Source organism: Lysinibacillus canaveralius (assembly GCF_047301505.1).
Taxonomy (GTDB): Bacteria; Bacillota; Bacilli; order Bacillales_A; family Planococcaceae; genus Lysinibacillus_B.
Genome location: NZ_CP154840.1, coordinates 2,638,030 through 2,655,859, shown reverse-complemented (window position 1 = coordinate 2,655,859; position 17,830 = coordinate 2,638,030). Strand labels below are relative to the sequence as shown.

Annotated in this window: 18 protein-coding genes; 16 read left to right on the top strand and 2 right to left on the bottom strand. The window is 41.8% G+C overall.

The genetic code is table 11. The annotated features are described in order from the left end of the window. Nucleotides 1-31: 31 nt before the first annotated feature. The 16 genes from AA0Y26_RS13515 (at nt 32) to AA0Y26_RS13440 (ending at nt 15,550) form a co-directional block, all read left to right on the top strand. A complete protein-coding gene (locus AA0Y26_RS13515; protein WP_413362490.1) occupies nt 32-805 on the top strand; it encodes an ABC transporter ATP-binding protein in 774 nt (257 codons plus the stop codon). Continuing rightward, entirely contained in the window at nt 783-1,490 is a 708-nt protein-coding gene (locus AA0Y26_RS13510; RefSeq protein WP_413368205.1) for an ABC transporter ATP-binding protein, read from the top strand. Before AA0Y26_RS13515 ends, AA0Y26_RS13510 begins: the two co-directional genes overlap by 23 nt. A 13-nt stretch (nt 1,491-1,503) precedes the next feature. After that, entirely contained in the window at nt 1,504-2,367 is an 864-nt protein-coding gene (locus AA0Y26_RS13505) for a branched-chain amino acid ABC transporter permease (protein WP_413362488.1), read from the top strand. A 4-nt stretch (nt 2,368-2,371) separates the two neighbouring features. Then, nucleotides 2,372-3,421: a branched-chain amino acid ABC transporter permease gene (locus tag AA0Y26_RS13500; protein ID WP_413362486.1), complete on the top strand. Its 1,050-nt coding sequence runs from the start codon at nt 2,372-2,374 to the stop codon at nt 3,419-3,421. Next, entirely contained in the window at nt 3,418-4,449 is a 1,032-nt protein-coding gene (locus AA0Y26_RS13495; RefSeq protein ID WP_413362484.1) for a 3-oxoacyl-ACP synthase, read from the top strand. The genes AA0Y26_RS13500 and AA0Y26_RS13495 overlap by 4 nt, the downstream gene beginning before the upstream one ends. Beyond that, on the top strand, nt 4,433-5,353 hold the full coding sequence (locus AA0Y26_RS13490; RefSeq protein WP_413362482.1) for an alpha/beta fold hydrolase: 921 nt from the start codon (nt 4,433-4,435) through the stop codon (nt 5,351-5,353). The genes AA0Y26_RS13495 and AA0Y26_RS13490 overlap by 17 nt, the downstream gene beginning before the upstream one ends. Continuing rightward, nucleotides 5,337-6,077, top strand: a complete 741-nt coding sequence (fabG, locus tag AA0Y26_RS13485; protein WP_413362480.1) for a 3-oxoacyl-ACP reductase FabG — start codon at nt 5,337-5,339, stop codon at nt 6,075-6,077. Before AA0Y26_RS13490 ends, fabG begins: the two co-directional genes overlap by 17 nt. 13 nt (nt 6,078-6,090) lie before the next feature. Then, on the top strand, nt 6,091-7,569 hold the full coding sequence (locus tag AA0Y26_RS13480) for an AMP-binding protein (RefSeq protein WP_413362478.1): 1,479 nt from the start codon (nt 6,091-6,093) through the stop codon (nt 7,567-7,569). Nucleotides 7,570-7,787: 218 nt separating this feature from the next. Beyond that, a complete protein-coding gene (locus tag AA0Y26_RS13475; RefSeq protein ID WP_413362476.1) occupies nt 7,788-8,087 on the top strand; it encodes a hypothetical protein in 300 nt (99 codons plus the stop codon). 81 nt (nt 8,088-8,168) lie between these two features. After that, nucleotides 8,169-8,408: a hypothetical protein gene (locus AA0Y26_RS13470; RefSeq protein WP_413362474.1), complete on the top strand. Its 240-nt coding sequence runs from the start codon at nt 8,169-8,171 to the stop codon at nt 8,406-8,408. Between the two features lie 18 nt (nt 8,409-8,426). Then, entirely contained in the window at nt 8,427-9,674 is a 1,248-nt protein-coding gene (locus AA0Y26_RS13465) for an Nramp family divalent metal transporter (protein WP_413362472.1), read from the top strand. A gap of 22 nt (nt 9,675-9,696) precedes the next feature. Continuing rightward, complete coding sequence (locus AA0Y26_RS13460; RefSeq protein ID WP_413368203.1) at nt 9,697-10,713, top strand: NAD-dependent epimerase/dehydratase family protein; 1,017 nt, start codon at nt 9,697-9,699, stop codon at nt 10,711-10,713. Further along, nucleotides 10,713-11,765: a dihydrodipicolinate synthase family protein gene (locus tag AA0Y26_RS13455; protein WP_413362470.1), complete on the top strand. Its 1,053-nt coding sequence runs from the start codon at nt 10,713-10,715 to the stop codon at nt 11,763-11,765. The genes AA0Y26_RS13460 and AA0Y26_RS13455 overlap by 1 nt, the downstream gene beginning before the upstream one ends. Nucleotides 11,766-11,831: 66 nt before the next feature. Then, the gene (locus AA0Y26_RS13450; RefSeq protein WP_413362468.1) at nt 11,832-13,124 is read left to right on the top strand and encodes a hypothetical protein; all 1,293 of its coding nucleotides are present in this window, start codon (nt 11,832-11,834) and stop codon (nt 13,122-13,124) included. Beyond that, nucleotides 13,093-13,950 carry a Gfo/Idh/MocA family oxidoreductase gene (locus tag AA0Y26_RS13445; RefSeq protein WP_413368201.1) on the top strand — a complete coding sequence of 286 codons (858 nt, stop codon included), beginning with the start codon at nt 13,093-13,095 and terminating at the stop codon, nt 13,948-13,950. Before AA0Y26_RS13450 ends, AA0Y26_RS13445 begins: the two co-directional genes overlap by 32 nt. 106 nt (nt 13,951-14,056) lie before the next feature. After that, nucleotides 14,057-15,550, top strand: a complete 1,494-nt coding sequence (locus tag AA0Y26_RS13440) for a carboxypeptidase M32 (protein ID WP_413362466.1) — start codon at nt 14,057-14,059, stop codon at nt 15,548-15,550. Nucleotides 15,551-15,591: 41 nt separating this feature from the next. On the opposite strand, the gene AA0Y26_RS13435 is transcribed toward AA0Y26_RS13440, so the two are convergent. Further along, nucleotides 15,592-17,286 (bottom strand): b(o/a)3-type cytochrome-c oxidase subunit 1, encoded by a 1,695-nt coding sequence (locus AA0Y26_RS13435; protein ID WP_413368199.1) that lies wholly within the window; start codon nt 17,284-17,286, stop codon nt 15,592-15,594. 37 nt (nt 17,287-17,323) lie between these two features. Next, on the bottom strand, nt 17,324-17,818 hold the full coding sequence (locus AA0Y26_RS13430; RefSeq protein ID WP_413362464.1) for a cytochrome c oxidase subunit II: 495 nt from the start codon (nt 17,816-17,818) through the stop codon (nt 17,324-17,326). Between the last annotated feature and the right edge of the window lie 12 nt (nt 17,819-17,830).

The window sequence follows — 17,830 nt, the reverse complement described above, 5'->3', positions numbered from 1 at the left end:
ATTAAGAAAGTCAGATCGAAGGAGGATGAAAATGGAGACTATTTTAAAAACATCACAGCTGGGCATTCAATTTGGCGGGCATAAGGCAGTGGATAATGTCACAATCGACATTCCAAAAAAGCATTTCAAATCGATTATCGGTCCTAATGGAGCCGGCAAGACAACCTTTTTTAATCTCATCAGCGGGGAGCTGCAGGCAACAAGCGGCGAAGTATTTTTCAACGGAGAGAATATTTCAAAACGATCACCGGTTGAACGTACACGGCTAGGACTAGGGCGTTCATTTCAAATAACGAATGTCTTTCCAAATCTGACTGTACTGGAAAATGTGAGGCTGGCTGTACAATCCCGGGAGAAGGTTCGTTTTCATGTTCTACGGCATTTCACCTCTTATAAGCGCATTACAAAAGATGCTATTACCATTCTAGAGCAGGTCATGCTGACAAATAAGCTGCATATGCCAGCCAGTCAATTGTCTCATGGTGAGAAAAGGAAGCTGGAAATCGCGATGCTGCTCGCGCTCGACACGGAGGTGCTGCTTTTGGATGAACCGACTGCTGGCATGTCACTAGAGGAGGTACCTGCAATTTTAGATGTAATCCGAAGCATCAAGCATAGCGGAGAAAAAACCATTTTACTGATTGAGCATAAAATGGATATGATTTTGGACTTGTCCGACTCCATCATGGTGCTTTTCAATGGTGGTCTGCTGGCTGATGGGACGCCAAAGGAAATCATGGATAATGAAACGGTCCAAAATGCATATTTAGGGGGGCTTTATGATGAGCAGCTTACTATGTCTTAAAGAGGTGCATACCCATATCGGACAGTACCATATTTTGCAGGGTATCAATCTTACTATTGTAGAGAATGAAGTGAATGTCCTCCTTGGCCGCAATGGAGCGGGCAAGACGACAACCTTGAAAACAATCATGGGCCTGACGCCTGCCTCCAAAGGTTCCATTCACCTAAAAAATATAGAAATTACGAAAAAAATGACGCACGATATCGCCAATCTAGGTATTGGCTATGTGCCGGAAGATCAAGGGATTTTTGGTGACCTTACGGTGGAGGAAAATCTCCGGGTAGCAATGAGAAAAGAAAATGAACAAACGTTGCAAAAGCAAGAATATATCTTAACGCTTTTCCCGGATTTGAGAAAGTTTTGGAAGAAGGCAGGCGGGAAGCTGTCAGGCGGTCAAAAGCAGATGCTGGCGATGGCGCGTGCATTTGTGAACGATAGCCAGATGCTACTAATCGATGAACCGTCAAAAGGCCTGGCACCGATTGTCGTTGAAAAGGTAATGGAAGCAATCCATGAAATGAAAAAGACGACAACAATTGTACTGGTGGAACAAAATTTCTTAATGGCCAGCCGGATCGGTGACAATTATACAATTATTGATGATGGAGAAACGGTTCACCAGGGGCCGATGAAGTCGTTAATCGAGGATGAGAAACTAAAAAGAAAGTATTTAGGAATCGGATAAGGAGGGATGACAATTGGAGCTTATTATTAGTCTCATCATCAATGGCTTAGCTACTGGAATGCTTATATTTCTTTTAGCTGCAGGTGTTACATTGATTTTTGGCTTAATGGATGTATTAAATTTCGCACATGGCGGACTTTTCGTCTGGGGAGCATACAGCGGCATATTCGCTTATGCAGCAACAGAAAGCTTTACAGTCGGGATACTCATCGCTCTCTTGACAGGGGCTGTGCTCGGTTTTATTACGGAGAAGCTGATTATCACACCTGTATATGGTAATCATGTACAGCAAATATTGATTACGCTTGGGTTTATGATTGTTCTCTCTGAATGTATCAAGGTCGTATTCGGACCAAATGGTATTCCGGTCAGTGTACCGCCGCTATTGGCAGGGAGCTGGGAAGTCGGCGATATTATCATTATTAAGTACCGCATTTTCATTATCGTGGCAGGTTTCCTTATCTACGGTTTGTTCCATTACATTTTGACAAAAACAAAAATCGGGCTGATTGTCCGGGCGGGTGTTATGAATAGAGAAATGGTGCAGGCGCTCGGTATCAATATTAAACGTGTATTTCTATATGTATTTATGGTAGGAGCAGCACTTGCCTCGCTTGGCGGTGTCCTGATGGCCCCATATTCCGGTGTGATCTATGCGGAGATGGGAATGGAATATTCAATATTAGGCTTTATCGTTGTTGTTATTGGAGGAATGGGCAGTTACTCCGGCACGCTCTTTGCTGCGATCTTGGTAGGGCTTGCAGGCAGCTTTATGGCCTACTATGTACCGTATTTATCACTCGCGGTTAATATGATCATTATGGTAATAGTGCTTGTGTTCCGGCCACAAGGATTATTCACAGTAGCAAAGGGGTGACGGAATGATGAAAAAACCAACAATATTTACAGCTTCTAATACATTCTTTTGTCTCATAGCAGTCATTCTCGCCATCGTGCCCTTTGTATCTGACTCCAGAACGATGCTCATTCTTTTGACTCAGATCTTCATTTTCGGCATTTTGGCAATGAGCTATGATATGCTGCTCGGCTATACAGGAATCGTGTCATTCGGTCACGCAATGTTCTTTGGTATAGGAGCTTACACCTCTGCCATTCTGCTGAATATGTATGAAAGCACAATGTCGATTTTTATTATTTCCATCGCTGTGGGCATGCTGCTCTCTGCTATTTTGAGCTTCTTTGTCGGCCTCTTAACACTGCGTTTAAAGAGCCATTATTATGCGATGCTCACACTGGCCATTTCAGGATTGCTGCTTGTCGTTGCAGAGAAGTGGAGAACGATGACGAAGGGCAATGATGGTTTTACCTTCCGGGCACCGGAATTTTTCAGAGATCGTATGATGTTCTATCTGTTTGTGCTGGCATGCTTAATCGTCATTTATATCCTCTTTAAACGATTTGTCGGGTCGCCGCTTGGACGAGTGCTGATTGCCGTACGGGAAAATGAACAGCGAACAGCATCCCTGGGTTATAAGACCCTTTATTACAAGGTAATTGCCTCAGTGCTAGCTGGTGTTGTAGCGAGTCTTGCGGGTTCTTTGTATGCTGTATCACTTCGCTTTGTAAATACGAGCGTCATGTCGATGGATATCACCCTTGATGCCCTCCTTATGACAATTATCGGGGGCGTAGGGACATTGGTCGGACCATTGCTTGGTGCAGCTGTTATTGAATTTGCCCAGCACTATTTGTCCGAGCTTGCACGGGACTACCCGATTTTTGAACGCTGGATTATCATCTTTGGAATCATCTACATTTTGGCTGTTATCTTCTTCCCGCGAGGCATTGTCGGAACGCTTAGCCAAAAGGTGAGAGAATGGAAAATGAAAAGAAAGCCCGCAGCGGTTGAGGAATCCTTTCAGAAGATACAGCCTCCTGGTATGGCTGATGAGAGTGGTGAGTGGAAATGAATGTAGGAATTCTATCGACAGGCATTTATCTGCCTATTAACCGAATGACAGCAGAGGAAATCAGCAATCGATCAAATATTCCGCTGGCCGTTGTGATTGAAAAGATGGGTATACAGGAAAAGCCAGTAGCCGGTGAACAAGACCATACAGTTCAGATGGGCATTTGGGCGGCGCAGAAAGCGATGGAAAAGGCAGGCATCGACCCCAAAAATATTGATGTTATTATCTATATCGGTGAAGAGCATAAGGAATACCCTCTCTGGACCGCTGCCATTAAAATGCAGGAGGATCTAGGCGCAAGCAATGCATGGGCATTTGATGTACAACTCAGATGCGGAACCGCCATTATGGCAATGAAAATAGCCAAAAGCCTCATGCTGACGGACGAATCAATTCAGACAATTTTACTGGCAGGCGGATACCGTAACAGCGATTTTATAGATTACGAGAATGAGAGAACACGTTTTATGTTTAATTTAGGGGCAGGCGGCGGCGCAATGATTCTTCAAAAGAATTTGCAGGAAAATCTTGTGCTTGAAGCAGAAATAATAACGGACGGCTCATTTTCCGAGGATGTCGTTGTCCCAGTTGGCGGTACAAAGCATCCGCTGACCCCAGAGCTGCTGGCACAAGGGGCATATCGGTTAGATGTTCTTGATCCGGAAGGGATGAAAATCAGGCTGGAGGAAAAGTCGCTTAGTAACTTTATAAAAGTGATTCGCGCATCACTTGCTAAAAGCGGCTATAGCGAAAAGGATCTACGCTATATTGCCATGCTGCATATGAAAAGGTCCGCTCATGATTACGTACTGGAAACGCTTGGATTATCGGGAGCTCAATCCATCTATTTAGAAAAGTATGGCCATATCGGTCAGTTGGATCAAATCTTGTCGCTGGAGCTGGCGCTTGCTCAACATAAAATCAAGCAAGGGGATGTACTGACATTTGTCAGTGCAGGGATTGGCTATGCATGGGGTGCCATCACAATCAAATGGGGGAAGGTGGAAGAGGATGAATACAGTAAATAAATTGAAAAAAGTGCGGCTGCCAAACGGGGAAACGCTAACATATCGTGAACGAACAGGTGAAGGCCCTCTTGTGATACTCGTTCATGGGAACATGACTTCATCAAAGCACTGGGATTGCCTAATGGATAGTCTGGATGAGGCTTATCATATTATCGCACCGGATTTGAGAGGATTTGGCGGCTCAAGCTACCATGAGCGTGTCACACATATCCGCGACTTTACACATGACTTGAAGCTGTTTGTCGATGCATTAGCTTTAGAAGAGTTTGCCCTTATCGGCTGGTCGACAGGCGGGATGGTTTGTATGCAATACTGCGCACTATACCCTGATGATTGTACTAAACTCGTGCTGCTTGCTTCAGGATCCACACGGGGCTATCCATTTTATGGTACAGCATCCGAAGGGCAAGCAGACATCAATAACCGGTTGACAACAGTGCAAGAAATCGAGCAGGATGCATCGAAAACAAAAGCGATGCAGGGTCTGTATGATACACGAAACAAGGAAGGGCTAAAGGCGGTATGGAATGCTGCCATTTATACGCATTACAAGCCTGATGAGGCAAAATATGAAGAGTATCTTGAGGATATGCTGACACAAAGAAATCTAGCTGATGTCTACCATTCTCTCAATACCTTCAATATTAGTACAATCGATCACGTAGCTGGAAAAGGAACTGGGGAGGTCAGGCTTATAACTCAGCCAGTGCTTATCATTTTCGGTGAACGGGATTATGTTGTACCGGAATACATGACAAATGAAATTATGGAGGATTTTGAAGGAAAAGCAGAGGTTGTGAAGCTGGAGGATTGTGGTCATTCACCGCTTATTGATCAACTACAGCAGCTAACAGCAGAAATTGAACGGTTTTTAACGGAGGGGTTATATGCGACTGAAGGATAAGGTAGCCATTATTACAGGCGGGGCGGGGGGAATCGGACTTGCAGCTGTACAAAAATTCGTTGAAGAAGGTGCTTATGTTGTCATTGCCGACTACAATGAAAAGGCAGGAATGCAGGTACAGGAGAACTTTGTAAATGAGGAGAGACCTGTTTTGTTCATCCAGACGGATACAGGGGACCGAGGCGGTGTTGAAGCCCTTGTCAATACAACGATTGAGAAATACGGACGAATCGATATTCTTGTAAACAATGCAGGCACGACAAAGGACGCTATGCTTATCAAAATGACGGAGCAGCAATTTGATGATGTAATCAATATCAACCTGAAAGGTGTGTTTAACTGCACCCAGTGCGTCATTCCTTATATGATTTCACAAGGCAGCGGGAAAATCATTAATACGTCCTCGGTAAGCGGAATTTATGGGAATGTTGGACAGACGAACTACGCAGCTTCCAAGGCAGCTTTGATTGGTATGACAAAAACATGGGCAAAGGAATTTGGGCGAAAAGGCATACATGTGAACGCCGTAGCACCAGGGTTTACACTGACGCCAATGGTTCAAAAAATGCCAGAAGAAGTACTGGAGAAGATGGAGGCGGCTGTCTCCTTACGACGTCTGGGAAAACCGGAGGATATCGCCAATGCCTATCTATTCCTTGCATCTAATGAATCTGATTATATTACAGGTCATGTGCTTCATGTAGACGGAGGCATTGTGATGTAGGGAGGGCGGCCATATGTATGATGAGCAACAATGGATTTTAAATCGCATTCGACTAACCCCGCAGAAAGAAGCGCTTGTTGAAATAGAGACGGGCAGGAGCTGGACATATGGCCAGCTTGGGAAGGAGATCAGTAAGTGGCGTCACATATTATGCGTGCACAGTATTGAGGCAGGTGACCGGGTGTGCATGATCAGCGAAAATAACATTGATACTTTTGCTATACTGTTTGCATGTGGGCTGGAGGGTGCAATTTTTGTCCCCTTTAATTGGCGCCTTGGTGAGAAGGAAATTGCTGTTCTTGCATCCGACTGCAAGCCGAAGCTATGTATTTATGAAGCATCATTCGAAAATGTAGCCAGCAATCTGTCAGTTGCCTATACATGGAAACTGGGAAAAGAGCTTGCTCATACGCCTGCGCTGCAAGAGATAAAGACTTCCTGGCAGGCTGCAGATCCCTGGCTTATCATTTACACAGGAGGCACAACCGGTCATCCGAAGGGAGCAGTATTATCCTTTGACTCAGTGAACTGGAACGCAATGAATACAATCATCAGCTGGAGCTTAAACAGCACAGATTGTACTATCAATTACATGCCGCTGTTTCATACAGGCGGAATCAATGCGCTGGCGATCCCGCTATTAATGGCAGGCGGGAAGGTCGTAATAGGAAGAAAATTTGCTGCAGAAACCGCAGTGCGAGCGCTGGATGAATATGACTCTACCATTTCCTTATTTGTTCCAACGATGTATCAGGAAATCGTTCACAGCTCTTATTTCAGCCAATCTAACTTTCCATCGGTGAAGGTATTCCTATCAGGCGGCGCACCTTGTCCGAAGCCAATTTATGCGCACTTTCAAGAAAAAGGACTGTTATTTAAGGAGGGCTACGGCCTAACAGAGGCAGGTCCGAATAATTTCTATATTGATCCTATTGAAGCACTGAGAAAGGGAGGTGCTGTAGGAAAAAGCATGCAGTTTAATCAAGTGCGCATCTTGAAGGAAGATGGTACCTTATGCAAACATGAAGAAGTCGGCGAGTTGCAGCTCCGGGGGCGTCATTTATTCAAAGAGTACTGGCAGAATGAGCTCGCAACAAAGGATGCATTTGACGGCGATTGGTTTAAAACAGGTGACCTCGCGAAAATGGATATGGATGGGGATGTATTTATCGTCGGACGGAAAAAGGACATTATTATTTCCGGAGGAGAAAACATCTATCCGCAGGAAATCGAACAATGCATTATTAAACATCCAAACGTAAAGGAAACAGCTGTTGTCGGAACAGAAGATGATTACTGGGGAGAGGTAGTTACGGCTTTCATTGTATGTGAAAAAATGATTGAAGGTTTTGAAGCTGAAATCCGCGCCAGCTGTCTAGAGCATTTAGGGAAATTTAAAATCCCGAAGAAAATCTACTTCCTGAATGAACTACCAAGAACAACCGTTGGCAAGATCGATAAAATGAAGCTGAAACAACTTGTCGTAAACTAATAGAGATTCATTTAGACATTGTGGTAAGGGTAAAAGGCATTTGGAACAAGGCTTCCAAATGCCTTTTGAGTTGGCAGGGGATAGAAGGGGAACGGGTACCGTAAAATTGTAGATGCCTACAATTATAAAAAATGAGAGAATCCTTTATCCGTCCATCTCGTTCTTAGTTGTGAAGTAAAGTAAGCTTGTTTTGATTTGGCTAATAGGAGATGAACGCTATGGATGCAGCCGTTTGGCAAAAAAGCGTAAATACTGGGGCATTTATCTTGTCTATTTTCTGTATTGTGCCCTCTGTTGTTTTTAGTTTTATACCAGGTGAAACGGAGCTCATCTTTCGCTTTCATCCGTTAAAGATCAATTTATGTTTGGTTATTTCTACCTTCTTTTTAGGGGTGATCGGCTTTTCCGGTGCCGCAAATGGAAAGAGGTATTTGATGAGTATCGCGACATTACTTATTACCTCGCTCCTTTCTGTTTTGCTCCTGTTTATTCTGGGAGCAGGAGGGTTATTGTCGTAAAGTGTATTCAATGTAACCCTGAACTCAAATAATCAATCGCTCTCCATTCTGTTTTTGATAGAATGGGGAGATTTTTTATGTTTGAAGAAGTATGCAGGAGGGTTAGATTTATATGTCAAAAATGAACTTAATATTTATTACCTATATAGGGGAAAAGCTGTTGTTTTATTTAGGTTCATAGGAATCTTGGTATTTGTAAATAACAGATATAGCATCTACAGAGGCAATTCACTTGGAATAGACAATGAATTAAAGACCATTTTAGGACATGGTAAAAATATCAACCTTTTAATAATATTAAAGAAAGAAAATTCTGAATAGTAAAAGGGGGTTAAAAAGATGGTTACGAAAGATGAAATTACATCCAATGTAACAACGGATAAAAAGGGTGGTTTATCAAAATTTTTGAAAGTATTGGGGCCTGGTTTAATTACCTCTGCTTTGGTCCTTGGACCTGGTTCGATTACCTTGTCATCCAAAATTGGAGCGATTTATGGATCACAGCTTGTATGGACGTTGGTAGCAGCAGTTATTTTAATGGCTTGTTATACAGAAATGAGTGCCCGAATTGGAATAGCAGGTAAAGAATCCTTCATTAGTCTGGTTAATCAGAAGTGGGGAAAAATCGCAGGCGTATTTATTGGTATTGGTGCTTTTCTAGTTTGTGCGTCCTTTCAGGCCGGAAATGCTATAGGTACAGGGATTGCCATTGAAGCAGTAACGGGATTTAATGCGAAAGTATGGATTGTCGTAGGAACACTATTAGCGATTGCCTTATTGTTCTCTTCACAATTCTATAAGGTACTAGAGAAGTTAATGCTTGTGCTCGTTGTTATCATGCTGCTGGCATTTCTTATTACCATTATTGTTGTAAAGCCTTCTATAGCTAATATTTTTTCTGGTTTTATTCCTCAATTTCCTGACGGCAGTATGGGACTGGTTGTTGCCTTGTTCGCTACTTCTTTCTCAATTGTGGGAGCACTCTATCAATCTTATTTAGTACGGGAGAAGGGTGTTAGAAGAGAAGAAGCAAAGACGAGTATGATGGAGTCGCTATTTGGTATTTTTCTGTTAGGCTTTATTTCCTTTTTAATTATGGTAACAGCTGCCACGGTTTTAAAACCAGAAGGAATTGTCGTCAACAATGCAATCGAGATGGCTGAAATATTACGACCTTCATTTGGCGGCTTTGCGGTATTTGTGTTTGTACTCGGACTATTCGGTGCTTCCTATTCCTCACTAGTTGGAAATGCAACAATTGGAGGAGGGCTTCTGGCGGATGGTATGGGGCTTGGACATAAATTAACTTCTATGAAAGTAAAAATAGCAATTATTGCTGTAATGGTTTTCGGATCGGCGGTTGCCTTGATATTCAACGGAAACCCAGTGAATCTTATTACATTTGCACAGGGCATTACAATTTTTGTCGTACCATTCATTGCTTTGGCCATTCTTGTAATTGCAAATTCTAAGGAAGTCATGGGCGATTTGAAAAACGGAATATTCAGCAATGCACTAGGTATCATAGGGCTTATTGTGCTACTTTATCTAGCAATCAATAACTTTAAGGCAATTTTCTTAAATTGATGAAAAAGGGGATACGAAAATGATTAATTCAGTAGAACAGCTCGAACAATATATGTCCATTCCTTCCGAGGCCTTGATAGCTGATGTACAGCAGATAGAGGGAGACTTTATCATTCTTGGTATTGGTGGAAAAATGGGGCCAACACTTGCCTACCTATTAAAAAATGCAATTGATGCAGCGGGTACCAAACAAAAGGTAATTGGAGTATCGAGGTTTTCAAATGGCACATTAGAGCAGCAATTAAATGAAAAGGGTATTAAAACGATTGCATGTGATTTATTGAATGATGAGGAAATGAAGAAGCTGCCATTTGTGCCCAATGTCATTTTTATGGCAGGAAATAAGTTTGGGACACACGGTAATGAGCATTTTACGTGGGCAATGAATAGCTATCTTCCAGGGCGTGTAGCTGAACATTTTAAAGATTCTCGTATTGTTGTTTTCTCAACAGGGAATGTCTATCCACTATCAGAGTTAAAAATGGGAGGTTGTGATGAAAAGGCATTACCTAATCCAGTAGGAGAATACGGCCAGTCTTCGTTAGGAAGAGAACGTATATTTACTTATTTTTCTCATCTACACAAGACAAAGATGGTGATTTTCAGACTCAATTATGCTATTGATTTACGGTACGGTGTTCTCGTAGAAATCGCACGGTCTGTCTATAAAGAGGAGCCAGTAGACGTGACAATGGGGCATGCGAATGTTATATGGCAGGGCAGCGCCAATGAGTATGCCATCCGTGCATTGCTTCATGCCGCAATTCCTCCAAACATCTTCAATGCAACTGGTCCAGAAACGCTATCCGTACGCTGGCTGGCTCAGGAATTTGGAAAATGTTTTGGAAAGGAAGCTAAAATTGTAGGAGAAGAAGCCAATACAGCCTTGCTAAGTAATTCATCAAGGGCACACCAAATGTTTGGTTACCCTTCTGTTTCCGTTCGGGAAATGATCGATTTGATCGCCAATTGGATTCAGAATGATGGAGAATTGTTAAATAAGCCGACACATTTCCAAGAGCGAAAGGGGCAGTTCTAATGTTAGAGACGAATATTAAAGAGAAGCTTCTAACTGGTTCTTTCATTCCGGCACATCCACTTGCTTTATTAGAAGATAAAAGTTTGGACGAAGCCTCTCAGCGGAGGCTGACAAGGTATTATATTGCTTCAGGAGTAGACGGAGTGGCCGTAGGGGTTCATACGACACAATTTGAAATTCATGATAACTTTTTATTATATACAAAAGTATTACGGCTTGCATGTGAAGAAATTGAAGCACATGCAAAAAAGGATTTCATAAAGGTGGCAGGGGTGAGTGGTGATGTAGAGCAGGCAAAAAAAGAAGCTAAACTTGCAAAGGAATTAGGTTACCATCTTATACTCCTAAGTAATAATGGTTTATCACATAGCAGTGAGTCACAGTTGATTGAGCGTGCCAAGGAGGTTGCTTCCATCATACCTGTTATTGGCTTTTACTTGCAGCCAGCAGTAGGTGGTAGGATTTTTAGTAAAACTTACTGGGAACAGTTTTGTGAAATCCCAAATGTATATGCGATAAAAGCAGCTCCGTTCAACCGTTATTTAACGATTGATGTGGCAAGAGCTATTATGTATTCAAGCAGGGCTGATGAGATTGCTTTGTATACAGGGAACGATGATACAATCATTCATGATTTATTTACCCTATTTGAAGAGAAAGTAGACGGTGTAGTAAAACAGAAACGAATTGTCGGCGGGCTTTTAGGGCACTGGGCTGTATGGACTTCTAAAGCAGTGGAGCTGTTCCAAGAGATAAAAAAGCATCGAGAGCAGCACTCGATCGATGAGAAATGGATGAAGATTGCTCAGCAGGTGACGCATGCGAATGCGGCATTTTTCGATGCACATCATCAATTTAAAGGGAGTATTGCAGGAATAAATGAAGTATTGAGAAGGCAAAGGTTGCTTGCAACGAACATGTGTATTAGTGAAAGAGAAGTATTAAGCAGCGGACAGGCCGAACTGATTGACGAAGTATATGCCTTATATCCTCATTTACATGATGACGAATTTGTACAGGTTTTTTTAGAAAAAGAGACTCTCCTTATTTAACAAATAATGATCGAATGGTTTATTATTAAATCATTCGATCATTTATTTTGTTAGGGTGTGAGGAAGGTGTTAAAGGTTGGGTTCATAGGCCCTCTATGGATTGAAAAAACAATAAAAAGCTGCTTTGCAATGTTTCCGCATCTAGAGGTACAATATCGTTTATCTGATGAAATTAATGACGCCCTCTCATTTACAAGGGAGTTAGCAGAAGATGTAGACTGCTTCCTATATTCCAGCCGCTCCACTTATCAATTAGTGCAGCAATCAATGAAACTGTATGTTGAAAGCTATTATATTCCTTTAAAGGGGGCCGGTCTGTATGAGGCATTGTTTCATTTAACCAGAGATCGGGATATCCGATGTGTAAGTATTGATGGCATCCCTGTACAATATATAGAGACAGCAATGTCAAATATTGATGGATTGTTGTTTGAATCGTTCGAATATTTCGATAATCTGTTGGAGCTTGATAGAATTATTCAGCGTCATTTAGAAGTAAGGGGAGAAAAGGAGGATTTTGGGGTTATTACTTCTCTAAAAAAAGTAGAGGAGGCACTCATGAAAATCAATATACCCGTTGTATGGCTAAAACCAACTAGAGAAGATATTATCGTATGTATTGAACGGATGATGCTCTCTTCCTCACAACGGCGGCAGCGGGAGAGCCAAATAGTGTTTGGTAAAATCTCATTAAAATACGTAAATAATGAAGTTTGGACAATAAAGCAAATGACATTACGAAAAGAAAAGCTGGAGAGGGATTTGTATAAATATATTGAGGAAATGAATGGTCATGTTTTTCAAATAGACGATAAAGAATATCATTTTATTGTCCATCGTGGCGAGTTTGAAAGGATAACAGAAGGTTACAAAGTGCTGAACATATTGAAGGAAATAAAGAACATTGAAAACTATACGCTGCATATTGGCATTGGCTTTGGAATTTCAATACCATCTGCTGTATTCCATGCTGATTTGGCCCTTCGTCAATGTAAACAATATACGGCTAATAGTGCTTTTATTGTAAATGAAAAAAGGCTTGTGATCGGTCCACTCGAGTTACATGCACCGACTGTGTATCAGTTGAACCGGTCCAGTGAGAAGGGAAAGTTCGAGGAAAAACAAATAGCAATGATAAAAACATATATGGCGAAAAACGAACTGAACCATTTCACCTCAGATGAAGTGGCAAATACACTAAAAGTAACAAAAAGGGCTGCCAATCGCATTATTTCCAACTGGATTGATAATGGAATAATAGAATTGGGCGGTCTAGAGAAAGTAAATAGCAGAGGCAGGCCACGTCAGTGCTATAAATTTAGAGGTGATGAAAATGAAAATCGGATTGATAGGAAATGACACAACACATGTTGCTATTTTCGCTCATATGCTGCATGACGTCACGAACCCTTTTTATCATCCAGGAGCGAGATTTGCCGGATATATTAAATCTTATTCAGAGGATATGCCAATCAGCAGGGATCGTGCTAATTACTTTGAAAGCTTACTTGAGGCCTTTCATATTCCTTGTTACGAAGATATCGAAAGGCTAAATGAAAAGGTAGACGCATGGATGATTGTTACGATAGATGGAAGAAACCATCTGGAATGGTTCGAAAAGATTGCTGCTTTTCAAAAGCCGGTTTACATTGATAAACCGATGACAATTGGTATGAAAGCTTTCCATCGCATGGTAGAAATAGCAGATACATTTGGTACACCACTATTCTCTTCATCAAGTCTTCGATTTAGTGAAATTCTGAAAGGATTTGACAAAAATGAGGTGAAATCGCTATACGCGTTTGGCCCTCTTCCGTTGCAGGACAAGATGCCCGGCTATTATTGGTATGGTATTCATACGCTGGAATGGATTGATGAAGTATTCAATGCAGAGGTGGAGAATTTTACTAGAATGAAATTTGAAGACTACGAGCTTTTGAGCCTGCAGTTTGAAGATGGCAGACAAGCAGTTTTCCGCGGAGAGTATAAGTGGAACGATAAATTCGGAGGTGTTGTACATTCTCGGGAGGAGCCCCTTATCCTCCAATTCTGGAAAATGGAAAAGCCATATTATGCCTCGCTTTTAGAGCAAATTGTAGTCTTCTTTCAAACTAGCAGAACACCTGTGAATTTAAATAGGACAAAAAGAATACTTGGCTGGATTGAGGAAATTAATAAGCAATAAGCCTAATTAGACTGAATGATAAACAAAATAAAAAGCAGGCCACCTATTATTAGGTGGTTTTAATTCGTATGGCGAATTATAATGAGAGAAAGGGGGTTGTTTTAAAATGTCAGTAAAACAACAATTTATCGATTATGTAAAGAAAATGCAAAATTATAACGAGGCGTTATCCGTTATATATTGGGATATGCGTACAGGAGCGCCAAAGAAAGGGCTTGCGCAACGAGCGGAAGTCGTAGGTACTTTGTCTGCTGAAGCATTCGCTTTGGCAACTTCTGAGGAACTTGGAAGGTTGTTAGATGAAATCTCAAAGGAGCAAATGGATTTCGTTACAAAACGCCTGTATGAAGAAGTAAAAAAATCCTATGATGAATCGAAAAAAATCCCTGCAAAAGAATATAAAGAATATGTCATTCTCCAATCGAAGGCAGAGACTGTATGGGAGGAAGCGAAGGAGAAAGCTGACTTCCAGCTGTTTCTTCCTTACTTGAAGCAAATTATAGAATACCAGAAGAAATTTGTTCACTATTGGGGTATTAAAAATGGCTCTGCGTACAATACGCTATTAGACAAATACGAACCAGAGATGACAACTGATATTTTAGATCGGGTGTTCGGCCAGCTTCGTGAGACAATTGTACCGCTTGTTAAAGCAATAAACGAATCGCCAAACAAACCGGATACATCGATGTTATTTAAGCATTTTCCAAAAGAAGGGCAGCGTGCCGCTTCACTTGAGCTGCTAGAGCAGCTTGGCTATGATTTTGAAGCAGGCCGGCTGGATGAGACGGTACATCCGTTTATGATCGGATTAAACAGCGGTGATATCCGTGTGACGACAAAATATGATGAAAATGACTTCCGTTCAGCCGTATTTGGTACAATCCATGAATGTGGTCATGCACTTTACGAGCAAAATATCGATCCGAAACTAAACGGACTACCACTATCGACCGGAACATCCATGGGGATTCATGAGTCACAATCGCTATTTTACGAGAACTTCATCGGGCGTAATCAACAGTTCTGGAAGTACAACTTTAAGCTTCTTCAGAAATATTCTCCAGAGCAGTTTGGAGATGTGGAAGTGGAGGATTTCTTACAGGCAATTAACTATGTTGAACCTTCATTTATCCGGATTGAGGCAGATGAGCTGACGTACCCGCTTCATATTATGATTCGTTATGAAATAGAACGCGAATTATTTGACGGGAACCTTCAAGCAGAAGATCTCCCGAAAGTATGGAATGATAAATATGAAGCTTATTTGGGTATCCGCCCGAAAAATGATGCTGAAGGCGTATTACAGGATATGCACTGGAGCGGCGGAAGCTTTGGATATTTCCCTTCCTATGCATTAGGTTATATGTATGCCGCGCAGTGGAAAGCAGCCATGGATAAAGACATTCCCAACTTCGATGAACTATGTGAGGAGGGGAACCTACAGCCGATTCGTGAATGGCTGACAGAAAAGGTCCACCAGCATGGTTCATTGAAAAAGCCGTTCGAGTTACTACAGGAAGGTACCGGTGAAGGACTGGATGCTGCTTATCTTGCAAACTATTTAAAAGATAAGTATACAAAACTATATCAATTATAATAAAATCCCCTTTTCTGTTATTTCAGAAAAGGGGATTTTCATTACCAAAGCATGAAGCCTTTTGAGCCAGCGGGCGAATTTGAAATAATTTCGATAATTGGCATTGTGTAAGCAAAGATAATTAGTGCGACTAAAATGACACCCCATACTTTAAAGTTTTCAAGAATAGCAGGAGTCTTTTCTGCACCAGGTGCTACTGCAGCAACTGGGAATTCTTCTTCGCCTTTAGGCGCAAACCAAATCAGCTGTACAACGATATACATAATCAGCAGAATGGCAATAAATAGTATGGTTCCGCCGACTGCCTGTGCAATCTGATATGGAATCCACTCGTAAGCAGTCTGAGAGCCGCCGTAAGTGGAGAACTCGGAGCGACGCGGTGCACCAAGTAAGCCTGCAAGGTGCATGGATAACGACATAATAAACATTCCGATTCCCCATAGAATTCCTGAAACATTTCCGAGATAATTCAGCTTTGGCGTAAGTGTGCGACCAGTTAAATGCGGAATGAGCCAGAAGGCGACACCAAAGAATGTTAATACAACCGCAGTTGCCACAGTTAAGTGGAAATGACCTGTTACCCAAATCGTGTTATGCACGAGCTGGTTCATTTGGTAAGAAGCATTGACAATACCGCCGGCACCACCGGGAATAAACGCAACCATACCGATAAATGGGACAAGGAAGCGGGCATCCCCCCATGGAAGGTTTTTAAACCAGCCAAGAACCCCTTTGCCACCAAGCTCACGACCACGCATTTCAAACGTGGCAAAGAGTGAGAATGCGGTCATTAACGATGGAATAACAACAAAGAATGTTAATACAACTTGAACGAATTTCCAGAATCCTTCAATCCCTGGTTCAGTCAGCTGGTGGTGAATACCAACTGGGAATGAAAACAGCAGGAATAACATAAAAGATAAGCGGGCAAGCACATCTGAAAAAATATGGCCGCCTATAATTTTTGGTACGATAACATACCAAGCCATATAAGCAGGAAGCAGCCAAAAGTATACTAGTGCATGACCGAAATACCAGAATAGCGTCCGAGATAATAGTACATCAACACGTTCAACGAGTCCTAATGACCATGGCAGGAGCTGGAATAGGACTTCAACTGCAACACCTAGTGAACAAGTAATCCAAAGGATCGAATTTACGACTGCCATAAATGTAAGAAGTGGGGAAGTCTGTCCTTTGTTTTCCCTTTTCCATTGATAATATTTCATAATTTGCATAATACATAGCAGCCAAGAGCCTACAACAACGAGTGTAAGACCGAGATAGAAGATCCAGTGTGCCTTCAGGGGAGCATAAAATGTATAGAGTACTGTTGCTTCATTTAATAGAACCATGGCAGCAGCGGAAGCAGTCCCAACAACCATTAGCCAGAAGCCGACCCATCCAATTTTTCGCTGCACATTGGTGAATGCCCCGGCTGTGCGGCTGATAGAGGCTAATTGGAAGCCCATAATGAAGAATGTCGTTAAAATAAGTGCAAGTAAAATACCATGTACTGTTAGAATTTGATAGTAACCAATTTTAATGCCCATTGGTAATTTAAATTCACCAGAGCGTACTAACACTTGAAGCAATCCGGCAAGACCACCTAATAATAGAGCGATAAATGCAACATACATATGGGCCATTGCTAATTTTGCATCTTTTTTATCCACACGGATAAAGTTAGCTGTTAGTTTTTGTTTTATCGGAGACGATTTAATCTCTTTTTCCATCAAGGCTGTGTCTTTTTCTTCTACCGCTACGTGACTACTAACTGTCTTTAGCATTTTCGTCCACCACCTTCAGCGTACCGTACATATACGTATGTCCTGTACCGCAATATTCGTTACATACAATCAAATATTCACCGGCTTTATTCATCTCAGCTACATATTCAGAAACATATCCTGGCTCCAGCATCATGTTGATGTTTGTCTGAGCGATTTCAAAACCGTGGATTACATCTTTTGTTGTTGCAGAAAATTTTACAACTGAGCCAAGCGGTACCTCAATTTCACTGGGATTATAGCTGAAAGCTGAAGCTACAAGCACAACCTCATAATCCCAATCCTTACCTTCAACTTTATGAACACCAGGATTATCGAACGGTGCAATGCTGTCTACTTTTTCGTAGTCAACTGTTATTTTCCCTTCGTTCGGATGTGTGCCATTATGGAATGCTCCAATGGCCAAAATGACTAAAAATGCTACTAATGTGGCACAGCCGAATACAAGCCACCATTTTTCATACTTATGTATGTGCATGAAAAATTCCCC

What these genes read in the sequence shown, in the direction of transcription:
- AA0Y26_RS13515 (WP_413362490.1), top strand. Translation starts at nt 32, where the DNA reads ATGGAGACTATTTTAAAAACATCACAGCTGGGCATTCAATTTGGCGGG.
- AA0Y26_RS13510 (WP_413368205.1), top strand. Translation starts at nt 783, where the DNA reads ATGAGCAGCTTACTATGTCTTAAAGAGGTGCATACCCATATCGGACAG.
- AA0Y26_RS13500 (WP_413362486.1), top strand. Translation starts at nt 2,372, where the DNA reads ATGATGAAAAAACCAACAATATTTACAGCTTCTAATACATTCTTTTGT.
- AA0Y26_RS13495 (WP_413362484.1), top strand. Translation starts at nt 3,418, where the DNA reads ATGAATGTAGGAATTCTATCGACAGGCATTTATCTGCCTATTAACCGA.
- AA0Y26_RS13490 (WP_413362482.1), top strand. Translation starts at nt 4,433, where the DNA reads ATGAATACAGTAAATAAATTGAAAAAAGTGCGGCTGCCAAACGGGGAA.
- fabG (WP_413362480.1), top strand. Translation starts at nt 5,337, where the DNA reads ATGCGACTGAAGGATAAGGTAGCCATTATTACAGGCGGGGCGGGGGGA.
- AA0Y26_RS13480 (WP_413362478.1), top strand. Translation starts at nt 6,091, where the DNA reads ATGTATGATGAGCAACAATGGATTTTAAATCGCATTCGACTAACCCCG.
- AA0Y26_RS13475 (WP_413362476.1), top strand. Translation starts at nt 7,788, where the DNA reads ATGGATGCAGCCGTTTGGCAAAAAAGCGTAAATACTGGGGCATTTATC.
- AA0Y26_RS13465 (WP_413362472.1), top strand. Translation starts at nt 8,427, where the DNA reads ATGGTTACGAAAGATGAAATTACATCCAATGTAACAACGGATAAAAAG.
- AA0Y26_RS13455 (WP_413362470.1), top strand. Translation starts at nt 10,713, where the DNA reads ATGTTAGAGACGAATATTAAAGAGAAGCTTCTAACTGGTTCTTTCATT.
- AA0Y26_RS13445 (WP_413368201.1), top strand. Translation starts at nt 13,093, where the DNA reads ATGAAAATGAAAATCGGATTGATAGGAAATGACACAACACATGTTGCT.
- AA0Y26_RS13440 (WP_413362466.1), top strand. Translation starts at nt 14,057, where the DNA reads ATGTCAGTAAAACAACAATTTATCGATTATGTAAAGAAAATGCAAAAT.
- AA0Y26_RS13435 (WP_413368199.1), bottom strand. Translation starts at nt 17,286, where the DNA reads ATGGAAAAAGAGATTAAATCGTCTCCGATAAAACAAAAACTAACAGCT.
- AA0Y26_RS13430 (WP_413362464.1), bottom strand. Translation starts at nt 17,818, where the DNA reads ATGCACATACATAAGTATGAAAAATGGTGGCTTGTATTCGGCTGTGCC.